The organism is Solibacillus sp. (assembly GCF_040273735.1).
In the GTDB taxonomy this organism is placed as follows: Bacteria; Bacillota; Bacilli; order Bacillales_A; family Planococcaceae; genus Solibacillus.
Genome location: NZ_JBELZM010000017.1, coordinates 1 through 12,369 on the forward strand (window position 1 = coordinate 1; position 12,369 = coordinate 12,369).

At 37.3% G+C, this 12,369-nt stretch carries 10 protein-coding genes; 6 read left to right on the forward strand and 4 right to left on the reverse strand.

Going from position 1 to position 12,369, the window contains the following annotated elements; translation table 11 throughout:
• A partial coding sequence (locus tag ABS917_RS15265) for a LysR family transcriptional regulator (protein WP_350479804.1) occupies positions 1-328 on the reverse strand: 328 nt, incomplete at its 3' end.
• 169 nt (positions 329-497) lie between these two features.
• Here ABS917_RS15265 and ABS917_RS15270 point away from each other — a divergent pair.
• Positions 498-2,417, forward strand: coding sequence for a penicillin-binding transpeptidase domain-containing protein (locus tag ABS917_RS15270; RefSeq protein WP_350479805.1), 1,920 nt, complete (start codon positions 498-500; stop codon positions 2,415-2,417).
• Positions 2,418-2,482: 65 nt separating this feature from the next.
• Here ABS917_RS15270 and ABS917_RS15275 read toward each other — a convergent pair whose 3' ends face one another.
• Entirely contained in the window at positions 2,483-3,178 is a 696-nt protein-coding gene (locus ABS917_RS15275; protein WP_350479806.1) for a ZinT family metal-binding protein, read from the reverse strand.
• 83 nt (positions 3,179-3,261) lie between these two features.
• Positions 3,262-4,284, reverse strand: a complete 1,023-nt coding sequence (locus ABS917_RS15280) for a DUF2332 domain-containing protein (protein ID WP_350479807.1) — start codon at positions 4,282-4,284, stop codon at positions 3,262-3,264.
• A gap of 111 nt (positions 4,285-4,395) precedes the next feature.
• Between ABS917_RS15280 and ABS917_RS15285 the strand changes: the two genes are divergently transcribed.
• Positions 4,396-5,280, forward strand: a complete 885-nt coding sequence (locus ABS917_RS15285) for a LysR family transcriptional regulator (protein ID WP_350479808.1) — start codon at positions 4,396-4,398, stop codon at positions 5,278-5,280.
• 47 nt (positions 5,281-5,327) lie between these two features.
• On the opposite strand, the gene ABS917_RS15290 is transcribed toward ABS917_RS15285, so the two are convergent.
• Entirely contained in the window at positions 5,328-5,648 is a 321-nt protein-coding gene (locus ABS917_RS15290) for a DUF2691 family protein (RefSeq protein ID WP_350479809.1), read from the reverse strand.
• A gap of 324 nt (positions 5,649-5,972) precedes the next feature.
• Between ABS917_RS15290 and ABS917_RS15295 the strand changes: the two genes are divergently transcribed.
• The 4 genes from ABS917_RS15295 to ABS917_RS15310 all read left to right on the forward strand — a co-directional run bounded on the left by ABS917_RS15295 (position 5,973) and on the right by ABS917_RS15310 (position 12,364).
• Positions 5,973-9,584: a dynamin family protein gene (locus ABS917_RS15295; protein ID WP_350479810.1), complete on the forward strand. Its 3,612-nt coding sequence runs from the start codon at positions 5,973-5,975 to the stop codon at positions 9,582-9,584.
• 14 nt (positions 9,585-9,598) lie between these two features.
• Entirely contained in the window at positions 9,599-10,396 is a 798-nt protein-coding gene (locus tag ABS917_RS15300; protein ID WP_350479811.1) for a sulfurtransferase, read from the forward strand.
• Positions 10,397-10,545: 149 nt separating this feature from the next.
• Positions 10,546-11,352: an MBL fold metallo-hydrolase gene (locus ABS917_RS15305; RefSeq protein ID WP_350479812.1), complete on the forward strand. Its 807-nt coding sequence runs from the start codon at positions 10,546-10,548 to the stop codon at positions 11,350-11,352.
• Positions 11,353-11,743: 391 nt separating this feature from the next.
• Entirely contained in the window at positions 11,744-12,364 is a 621-nt protein-coding gene (locus ABS917_RS15310) for a DUF47 domain-containing protein (RefSeq protein ID WP_350479813.1), read from the forward strand.
• Positions 12,365-12,369: the final 5 nt, after the last annotated feature.

The following is a 12,369-nucleotide window of genomic DNA, read 5'->3' on the forward strand; positions in this document are numbered from 1 at the left end:
CTAAATCTGACACAATATTAGTCAGTTCTCCAGGCAACGCACCGACACGAAGAACCCCTTTTTCAAGTGAAGCCAATTGTTGCAATTGCATTTTTGTAGTATGCAATGTTTGAAATATCGTTTGTGCTTGGCGATAAAGGATCTGACCAGCTTCCGTAAGGGTGATTTTCTTACCGATCCGGTTAAACAAAGGGGTATTGACTTCTTCTTCGAGCACTTTTATTTGCTGGCTTAAAGTTGGCTGTGCAATATTAAGCCGTTCAGCCGCTCTAGTAAATTGCATCTCCTCACATAGCATTAAAAAGTATTCTAATTGTCGTAATTCCATAGAAACGCCTCACTTTTATAGTTATAAACTATTATATGTAAATTTTATATTATTAATATCTATTGTAAGGGACATTCATATAAATGGAAAGGGAAGGTAAATATTTGACTGACAGGAGCTTGAATAGAAATTCACTTTTATTCATAACGTGAATATTGAGGTGAATTTTTTGAAGTGGATTTCAACTATTTCCAAAAAAAGATTGAGGTTAATCTTTTCTGCTTTTATTCTTTTCGGAGTTATTGTTTTTATAAGATTGTTTTATGTGCAAATTATTCAGCATGATAAACTAACGGAACTTGCAAAAACGAATTGGGATCGGGAAATTCCGTTTACTTCAGAGCGCGGAAAAATTACGGATCGAAACGGTAAACTTATTGTTACGAATGAATTAGCGCCAACGCTTTATTTCATGCCTACGCAGAATGAAAATGTTGAAGAAGCTGCAAACCAAATTGCAGAGGTACTTAAGCTGGACGCCAAAAAATTATACGAAAAAATGAATTCAAAAAGTTATCTAGTCAAACTTGCACCAGAAGCAAAAAATATTTCATACGAACAAGCCGTTAAAATTCAAGAACTGAAAATTGACGGACTATATAGTGGCGTAGATTATGACAGGAGTTATCCGTACGGGAATCTGTTATCACGACTAGTCGGATTTACGGGATATGATTCGCAGGGCCTTGCAGGAATCGAATATCAATATGATAAACTTTTGACTTCTAAAGATGCAGCAATCAAGTTGTTTACTGATGCAAAGGGGAAGGCATTACCCCATGTGAATGATGAATGGCGGGAAGGGAAGGAAGGAGCAACGGTAGGCTTAACAATTGATGTGGAAGTCCAGAAAGTAATTGAACGAGAACTGTCTCAAGCAATGACAAAATATAACGCTGAACAAGCACTGGCAATTGCGATGAATCCCAAAACAGGCGAGATTTTAGCTCTTTCTTCATATCCTACATACGATCCTTCTAAGTTTGAAGAAGTAGAATCATCCATTTATAATCGGAACTTGCCTGTCTGGATGACATATGAGCCGGGGTCAACCTTTAAAATTATTACATTGAGTGCAGCTGTTGAAGAAAATGTAGTGGATCTGGAAAAAGATACTTTTTTTGATAAAGGTTATACGATGGTGGAAGGTGTAAGACTTCGCTGTTGGAAACGTGATGGTCATGGAGAGGAAACGTTTTTACAAGTAGTGGAAAATTCCTGTAACCCAGGATTTATCGAACTAGGGCAGCGAGTAGGTCCCGACAAATTAATGAAGTATATTAAAAACTTTGGGTTCGGTCAAACAACCGGTTCTAATATTGCCGGAGAAGCGTCAGGTATTTTATTTTCCGAAGAGGCATTTGGACCAGTCGAACATGCCACCACTTCTTTTGGGCAAGGTATATCTGTGACGCCTATTCAACAAGTTCAAGCAGTTTCTGCAGCTGTAAATGGCGGTAAACTCTTTACGCCGTATGTTGTTTCAAAAGTATACAACCCGGAAAGTGGAGAAGTGGTTATAGAAAATAAGCCGAAAATAAAACGTGATGTGGTCAGTGAGGAAACTTCAAAGATAGTAAGAGACGCGCTGGAGTCTGTTGTAGCAAATGGCTCAGGGCGGGCTGCTTATCGGGATGGACTTCGAATTGGCGGGAAAACGGGTACTGCTCAAAAAGTAGAAAATGGACGCTATAAAGATGGGGACTATATTGTATCATTTATCGGTTTTGCACCGGCAAATGATCCTGAAGTTGTCGTATATGTAGCTGTTGACAGCCCAAAAGGGGAATTAGTATTCGGCAGTACAATCGTAGCGCCGATTGTTGGACAGATTATTGAAGATATTGCACCAATTTTGGGAATAGAAAAAGATCGTGAAGGCCAACTGGAAAAGCAATATCGCTGGGGTGACGAATTAACGGAGCGCGTACCTGATTTAGTAGGTGTATCTGTTAATGAAATTATGGAGTTAGAATATCCTTATCAAATTAAAGTACACGGGGAAGGCGAGACAGTAAAAGCTCAGTTACCGGAGCCGGAAAGTGTATTAGAACTAGATGGCACTATTCATCTTTATTTAGAAAAATAAAATTAAAATTTTTGGAGAACAACCATTTCCTCAATGAGCAAATGGTTGTTTTTGTGTACACTTTTTTAATGTGCTATCATCTCATGTGCAATCTCATGGCCATTCATATGTGAAGGGTAATAGGTTGGCCAATTCGTTATTTCTTTTAATAAAGCTTCACGATCATCCCCCCAGTAGATGTGGTAATGCCCTGATTTTTGAGGTGCAATAATATGGTCGCTAAACTGAACATAAGCAGGGACGCCTGTTTCATCGCCGACATGTTTGAAAATAAACCGAACCCCTCGATTTCCTTTTTCATAAGTTAAGATTTCATAGCTATCATATGCATATTCTCCTTTATGCGCATGACCATGATCATAAAATGTAATAAAACGATCTTCAATGACAATACGGTCCGTAGTTGTCTTATAGCCAGTTTCATAATAAGTTTTAAAATCCTCAAATGTTTGGCTGTCATCATTGGAAGCCTTATGTTCAAATACTTCATCCAATGTACCATCTTGCAAATGACGGTAGACAGATTGCCAGTCGCCGCTCCAATCGCTTAATGGTCGATCCTGTATTTCTTCGTCTTCAAAATAACCGTTATAAACTTTTTCCTGTTTCTCATTAAGTTCATGTTGATGATCATGCTCACGAGCCTTTTCTTCTGTCACATCATCAGCAGTTGCAATGGCCTCTTCTTTAACATTTTCAGCACAACCAACGAGAATAAAGCTAAATGCTAACATACTTAACCAATTTAATTTCCTTTTCATACCTTACCTCCTAAATAGTAAACGTTACGATTTATAATATTATATAGTCGAGCCTTGCTTGTCAACACAAATAGTAATTATTACTATTTGAGAGGCTGATTCCATCTAAAAAACTTCCCATGCCCGTCAGTATTTTCTAGTATTTTGACATTTTTAGTTATACCAGCATTAATGAAATCCACATGTAAATCCTTATCCTCCATATTGTTGTAGATATGATAAATGCTTTGAATATGGCTTAGTTGCTGAAGCAGTGACAATAATTCTGATTTTAATGTAACGGAAAACTGATTTGCGACATGTGTGTGGAAAATAATAATCTGACTACTTTTAAGTACATGATTGTCAAATAGAGGAGGAAGAAGTTTTCTGAAATCTCCCGTTAGTAAAAACTTTGAATATTGCCGGTGAATCGACCTAGCTTTCTCTAAATTTTCTCTCCGAATAATTTGTTCAGGCCAAATTAGACTTTTCAGCCACAAAAATTCATCAGAATCTTGTAAATCAATAATATTTAAATCAATTCCAATGCGGTGTGAAATGTTCAAGCTTTTCACAGAAGTTATGGGAGTGCCGTAGTTTTTTGCAATAATAGTGAGAGGGCTATTTTCATTGCCAAATGAAATCGGCGGTTCTTGTTCAATTTCATATCGATACCCATCTAAATTAAGCAAAAGTCCTGCACTTGTACCGATTTCCAATAATGATAATGGTAGTTTCGCTTCTTCGGCGATTTCCGAGAATATCGGGTAAAGATAGCTGGCACGCTGGACTTCATTTGTTTGAACATATTTTGTCTGAAACAAATGCAACAGTTCATCCGAATGTTGTGTACAGAAACCGAGGAGTAATTGAAAGCTTTCTTCCAGATTTACCTCATTAGGATTTTCGAATATCCGTTTTAATTGGGTATCCTTTTGGGCTGATAAATACTGCACAGACCCAAAAAATAAATTAGGCTTTGGCTGTGTCTCCGGAATATGCATAATGAGATTTAAAAGTTGCTCATTTGTAATAATCCTTTCACACCAATATTCGTAAAGCGGGCTATTGTTTTTTGCTTCATCGCTGGCGAAACGTCTGAAAGCGGTGACTAGTTTTTCCATTTGAAACACCTCATTTCATGTAGTGCTTACAGTGTATAATAGACTTACAATTAACAGAATTAATAAATTTTAATATGTTTGATTAATATTACTAATAAGAGGATGGTCACTATGGATATTAAATGGCTGAAATCATTTATTGCGGTTGTTGAAGAAGGAAGCTTTCGAGCAGCTGCAGAAAGGCTGTATATTTCCCAGCCCAGTATCACTGTACATATGAAGCTATTAGAGGAACATTTAAAGGTTCGATTGTTTCACCGTGAACATACAAAGGTAAAGACATCTGCAATTGGCGAAAAATATTATCCAATGGCCAGAAAACTTGTGGCTCAAATTGAAGCGAGTATAAAAGAAATTCACCTGGAATCTCTACATCCAGCTGTTCCATTAATAATTTCAGTTTCACCCGCCTTGCTTTATACGAATCTATTAGAGCGAATACATGATTTTATTGAAATACATGAACAATACAATTTAGAAATTGTAATGGAAGATCAGATGCAGTTAGAGAGCGCAATAAAAGAACAGCGAATAGATGTAGCACTAGGTTTACACAAATTCACTTCTAAAGAATTTCATTCGGAGCGTATCGACCGTTCTCCGTTAAAACTGGTGTATTCTTCTAAACTACAGCTCGTGGAAAAGCAGTTGGATTTAAAGCTTAAAGCTCTTTTTAATGAGCATCCGTTTTATATAGGTTATTTAGATGAACATACCCCGGTAATTGAATGGTTAAATAATGAGTACGATATTAAGAAATTCAACAAAATAAAGAATGTTATTTTTGCTATAAAACTGATTAAGGAAGGTTTAGGTATCGGGCTATTGCCTGAAAGTTTGATTTCAGAGGAAGTTGAAGCGGATTTATTAAGGGTTGTGGATATAGGTCCGATCGGGACTATTTATCCAGTCGATATCTATATGAGCCACTTAAGAAACTCTACTAAAATTATTCCTCTGACGAGTTTCATCCGAAAACTCTCAATAGATTATTGAGGAAAGGGGGAGCAGGTGAAGCAATAATTATTGCTTCACTCATTTATTCAAACTGAAATCAACGCTGTACGAGGGTCATTATCATCCGTAATATAAGCTATATTTTCGTACCCATTCTGAACCGCTTTCCTATAAATAAGTTCAGTTAAATGATGATTTTTTACATAAATCGTTACATAGGAACTATCAACAATTAAAAGGACGATTTCACAATTGCTATTAAGGAAATCTTCATATGTAGCAATTCCCTGCATATGTGTTTTTTCCTTAAATGCTTTTAAGTCTGCAAATATAACATAATAGTCTTTTGCAGAGATTCGTTTGTAAAGGTCTTGACCGCCCCAGTGAAGATTCTCGGTAAATTTCATGTTTTTTCTACTCAATCTTTCAGATAAAACGTCCATTTGCTGCTCCAATCTTTTTATTTTCTCATTATACTGATATTATGTTGGATAATGATTAGATTTTTTATATCTTTAGACAACAATCATAAAAATGCTTTCAAATGCGCATAATAACCTGGTTATTCCGAAATAGCAATTATATAAGATAAAAGTGAATCTTTTATGGGAAAATGCGGAAAACAATAATTTTAATGAAATACTAGCCGATTTTCTTGACTGGTCATGGTACTATAGAAATATGGCGAATTTAAGGCGAAAAGATATAAATTGATATAAAGGGGTAGTAATATGACGATGTTTGACGAGAAAATTCAGGGATTGTTACAGCAATCGGCATTACAATACATAATTTATAAAGAAAATGAAGATACAGAACGCATTGAAAAGCTTCATTTATTTGCCCGCAAGCTTTTACAAAAGGAATTTGTTATCGGGTTTGCCGGTCACTTTTCTGCAGGTAAATCGAGTATGATCAATGCACTGTCCGGAGAAAACATATTAGCGACAAGTCCAATTCCGACAAGTGCGAACATTGTTAAAGTGCATAAATCAGATGAAGATTTTGCGATTCTATATTTGCACAACGAAAAGCCGGTAAAATTTGAAGCGGGCTATGATATTAAACAAGTAAAAGAATTGAGCAAGAACGGCGAATTGGTATCACAAATTGAGATTGGACATAGTACATCAAGCTTGCCTGAAGGGGTAACTGTGATGGATACTCCGGGTGTTGACTCAACGGACGATGCGCATGCGATGAGTACGGAATCTGCGTTGCATATTGCCGATATGGTGTTCTACACAATGGACTACAACCATGTGCAATCAGAATTGAATTTCCAATTTACAAAACAATTGATGAAATACAATCCCAATGTGTATTTAATCGTCAATCAAATTGACAAGCACCGTGAAGCTGAACTCTCATTTGAAGATTTTAAGCAATCAGTTCATAACTCATTTGCGGCTTGGGGTGTTTACCCGAAAAATATTTTCTTTACATCATTACGTGAAAAAGAGCTTCCGAACAACGATTTTGAACAAGTTAAGAAAATCGTTATGGATTCGATGAACGACTGGCAGGAACAATTAATTTCAACTGCAGAAAATACATTGACGAAGCTTCAGCATGAGCATGAAGCGTATTTGGAAGAAGAGAAGCAAGATCGCTTCACTACGTACGCTGAACTCGTTTCTGAAGATGACTGGCAGCATCGAGATGATATTTTAGAACAATATGAAAAACTGACGCGCCAAACAGAATTATTCTCGTTTGATGTATTTGATAAGCAGTTCGATGAAAAACGTAAAGACTTGCTTGCCAATGCTGCGATTATGCCGGCGGATGTTCGTGATAAACTGCGTGCCTATTTGGAAAGTCAGCAAGAGGACTTTAAAGTTGGCGGACTGTTTACTGCAAAAAAGAAAACAGCAGAAGAGAAAGCGCGACGTCAGGAAGAAGCATATGCAAGCTTTAACCATGTTGTACAATCTCAGATTACCGGTCATATAAAAGCATTGATGAAGCAAGCATTAAAAGATGTCGGTGCATTGAATGACGAACGTGCCGCAAGCATTGACAAGAAGGAATTTAATTTCCCGTTTTCAATTATTGAAGATCAAGTGCAAAAAAGCACGGTAATAACGGGAGATGCTGTATTAAACTTTGCGAATCGTGTATCAGAAGCGACCAAACGTTACTTTATTCAAACTACGGATGCATGGAAGCTAGAGCAAAAAGATACATTGGAACAGGTTGCGCGTGAAGCGGCAGCACCTGTAAAGCTTAAAATTAATGCAATGTCCGAAAAAGTGCATGCGCTTCAGCATATTCTGCAAATTGAGAAATTCCAGGCATTCAGCAACACATTAATGAAACAAGTTTCCAATGAAATTCGCGCGGAATCCAAAATTTATTTGGAAAATTGGAAGCGTGAACATGAGCAGGCATTAAAAGATATTCGTCCTTTTGATGAGTCGATGCTGCAGTTAAAAGACCAGGAAACTGAAATTGCTGCTGAACAAACGCCGGAAAAAGTGGGTTCAGGATTGAATATTGATAAAGTAACAGAAAAAGCATTGAAAACGGCGCATATTATTAAAGATGTTCAAGGCTTCAAAGAAGTGTCCACCTTCTTGACGAAAAAAGTGGAACGTCTGCAAAAACGCGACTTTACGATTGCCTTATTCGGTGCATTCAGTGCAGGTAAATCAAGTTTTTCAAATGCATTGATGGGTGAGCGCGTATTACCAGTATCACCAAATCCGACGACAGCAGCGATTAATAAAATTCGTCCTGTCACTCCGGAACATCCGCATGAAACAGCCGATGTTCATCTGAAAAATGAAGGGCAGCTACTTGAAGATATTCAAGGTTCGTATGCAGCGATTGGCCTTCAAGTATCATCACTAAAAGAAGCGTATGATCGTGCAGAAGAAGGGCTGGCTGTTCCATTAACAGATGAGCGCCTGAATGTTCATAAATCATTTATCCGTGCGTATTCGGAAGGTTATGAAACATTCATCACAAAACTGGGAACGACATTACGTGTTAACCGTCATGATTTTGAAAAATACGTGGCGCAGGAAAACCGTTCTTGTTTCGTGGACAATATCGATTTCTACTTTGATTCACCACTAACGCGTATGGGTGTAACATTAGTAGATACGCCGGGTGCCGATTCGATCAACGCGCGTCATACTGGGGTAGCATTCGATTACATTCGTAATGCCGATGCCATTCTTTTCATAACGTACTACAACCATGCATTCGCAAAAGCGGACCGTGAGTTTTTAATCCAGCTAGGACGTGTTAAAGATGCGTTTGAACTGGATAAAATGTTCTTTATCGTAAATGCAATTGACTTGGCTTCTACAATGGAAGAAGAGGAAGAAGTAAAAGGCTATGTTCGTTCAGAGCTTCAACGCTTCGGTATCCGTTTCCCAAGACTGTACGGAGTATCGAGCTTACTGGCCTTAAAAGAAAAGCAGGATCAGCTTGAACATCAGTCAGGTATGGCACCATTTGAAGATGCGTTCCATCACTTCCTGAATGATGAACTGATGGGAATTGCGGTACAGGCACTTCAAGAAGAAGTTGATAAAACAGAAGCACGACTGAATGATTTAATTACACAAACTGAAGAAAACCTGAAACGTAAAGATGAGCGTCTTGAAGAATTGGCTCATTTGGAACAGTTAGTGCGGTCCAAGTTCCAGTCCACTCAGACAGCCATTCTTGAAAGTGAAACAAAGCAGGAACTGGATGAACTGTTGTACTATGTACTGCAACGTGTGTACTACCGTTATCCGGACTTCTACCGTGAAAGCTATAATCCGTCCACATTTGCGCAAATGCCTGCACAGCAAGCATTGCAAACAGCTTTAAAAGAAGTGCTGCAGGCATTAAGCTTTGACTTCGCTCAGGAATTGCGTGTAACGAATTTCCGTTTAGCTCAATTTGTTGAGAAGAAGATGAGGGAACTGTTTAAAGATGAGGCTCGTGAATTAAAAGAACTGAACCCAAGCTTTGCATTTTTAAGCTATGAATCCAAAGAGCCGGAGATTTTAGATTTTACAGGTCCATTTGCAGATTCAACACCATATGAAGGGGTAAAATCCCACTTTAAAAATGTGAAAGCATTCTTTGAAAAGAATGAAAAAGAGCAATTGCGTGATGCATTGGAGCAATTAACAAAACCAAATGCACAAAACTATCTGGATGCGGAAAAAGCCAAGATTCTGGAGTGGGCGGACAGCTATATCGCCATTGAGGCAGAAGGATTGCGCCAGCATATGCTTGAACAGGCAGTCGAGCAGATTGAAACAGAACGTTTATTACTTCAAGAAGAAAGTCGCTTAGCTGTTTGGAAAGATATTTACGCACAACTACAAGCGTAAGGAGGATCTTTTTAATGACGAATATTTTTGTAGCTGCAAATCGAATGGAAAGAACAGGTCGTTTGATCGATACTAGATTTGATATGATCAATTTAGATTCAGGCAGAAAATTGTATGAAGAGGGCCATATTGAAGGGGCGGTATACTGGGATTTAAATACCGATCTGTCGGATTTAACAAAAGAAGAGGGCAGACATCCGCTTCCGGAAAAGAAGAAGCTTCAGGACTTGTTTGAAAAGCATGGTTTAAATTACAATGATGCCATCTATATTTATGATCAAGGTGCTGCAGCTTTCGCAACTCGTGCATGGTGGATATTGCATTATGCAGGATTCAAGCATGCCTATGTTGTAAATGGCGGTTTTGAGGCACTTAAGGAAGCCGGATTCCCTGTAACGACAGAAGTACCTGTATATAAGGAAAGCAAGCTTGATTTACAGTGGAATGATGATATTTTAATAAAACGTCAGGATATTATGCATATTATTGATGGTAAGCGAAATGGGACATTAATTGATGCCCGCGCACCGGAACGGTACCGTGGTGAAACGGAGCCGTTTGATAAAGTTGCAGGACATATTCCGACAGCTAAAAACTATGATTGGGAACAGTTGCGTAATGGCTCAGAACTGGTTATTACGTCTTCTCTTCTCGAGCAAATTCCAAAGGACGAGGAAGTAATTGTCTATTGCGGATCAGGTGTTACTGCTACACCGGTATATACAGTATTAAAGGAAGCAGGCTATGAAAATATAAAAATCTATATGGCAGGCTATAGTGATTGGGTAAATCATCACTCTGTTGAAAAGTAGATTGGAACTGCTGAACAGGCCGTTATGTAAACTAATTTTATATAGCGGCTTTTTGCCGTACAAAAATTAAAATGAAGGTATGGGCTTGGTTTCCAATATTTATGATAAAGTGGTATTGTAGAAAAATAACGGTCAAAGGAGTGAGAAATGTGTTATTTAAGAAAAAAACTGAGCTGAGTGAAAAGAACGGAGTAAAAATGATTAATGGATCTGTTCAATTTCAAGCAATCTATTTAAATGTTCATTGCTTTGAAGTGGACGGCATACTGATTGATACAGGTTCTGCCTCACTTCTTAAGCAGTTTAAGCCTTTTTTTGAACAGATGGACGTCGATCAGATCATGTTGACCCATTATCATGAAGATCACTCCGGGGGCGCGCATTTTTTGCAGAAAACATATAACTTGCCGATATTTATGCATCCGCTCAACATTGAAGAATGTGCTAAGAAGGCAAGCTATCCTTTATATCGCAAACTGTTCTGGGGGGCAAGGCTGCCGTTTCTTGCACAGCCTGTCGGGGATGCTTTTTCATCAAGAACAGCTGACTGGAAAGTGATTGAAACTCCCGGACATACAGAAGACCACACAGCCTATTTAAATGAATCGACTGGTCAACTTTTTACAGGTGATCTGTATGTTACACCGAAAACAAAAGTCGTATTGCGAGAAGAAAGTATTCCTCAAATTATCGAATCGCTGGAGAAAGTATTAACGTTTGATTTTCTTGAAATATTTTGTAATCATGCGGGATATATCGAAAACGGTAGAGACGCTTTAATACGGAAACTTAATTACTTAAAAGAGCTAAGTTATAAAATAGAAATGATGAACGAAGAGGGTTTGACAACTGCCGAAATTACAGCGCAGCTTTTCAATAAAAAATATCCGATTACAAAACTGTCTTTAGGTGAATGGGATGCAGCGCATATCGTATCTTCTGTCTTAAATAAGTAAATTATATTTGTTTAGCGTCTAGTAAGTGGAACTTACTAGACTTTTTATATTCAAATTGAAGCTGAATAAAATTACTATTACGAAACTTAAAATTTACATTAGCTTTACAATTAACATTTCTTATTATTGAGTATGGGAGAGAAAAAGTTAATTTTTGTAGGAATTGCTGTCGAAAAGGCTGAAGAAAAGCATTAAATCAACAAAAATTGGCTGGTTTCAGAATATTACATCTAAAACGGGCTAAAATTAACAGGGTATGTTCATAAAGCTATGTTTCACGATTGTAAAGCTTTTGTAAATTAAATAAATTAATGTTGAAGATATTGAAAAATCGGTGTTATGATAGCCTAGGTTTTAATTTACAAACTTCATTTTAGGAGGATTTTATTCGATGTTTAACTCTAAAAAGCCAGATCCATTTTTTGAAGGATTATTAAATATTGCAAAAAATGTACAACAAGGTGCCAACTATGCAAAAGAATCGACAATTACTACAGTATCAGAACTAAAACAAATTCAAATAAAAATGAAATCCTATGAAACAGCGGGAGACAAGCTGATCCATGAATTAATCGTTAAATTAAACGATTCGTTTATGACACCAATTGAACGTGAAGATATTTTATCATTAGCTATCAAACTGGATGATATTCTGGATGGCATTGAAAATACAATTGCCCACTTTGAAATGTACTCTTTTACAGAAGTAAATCAGTACATGCGTGACTTCGTAGACTATATTGCCAAATCATCAGATGAAGCAGTAAAGGCAATGGAGTTATTGAATAGAAAAGATTTAATCGGAATGCGTCAACATGCTATTCTGATCAAAGATTATGAACGTGAATGTGATGAAATTTTCCGTAAATCCATTACTGAGCTATTCCAGACTGAGAAAGATCCAATTCGCTTAATTATCTTTAAAGATTTATATGAGCAGTTAGAAGAAATTGCGGACTACTGCCAAAATGTAGCGAATACAATTGAATCAATTATTATGCGAAATGCATAATGAAA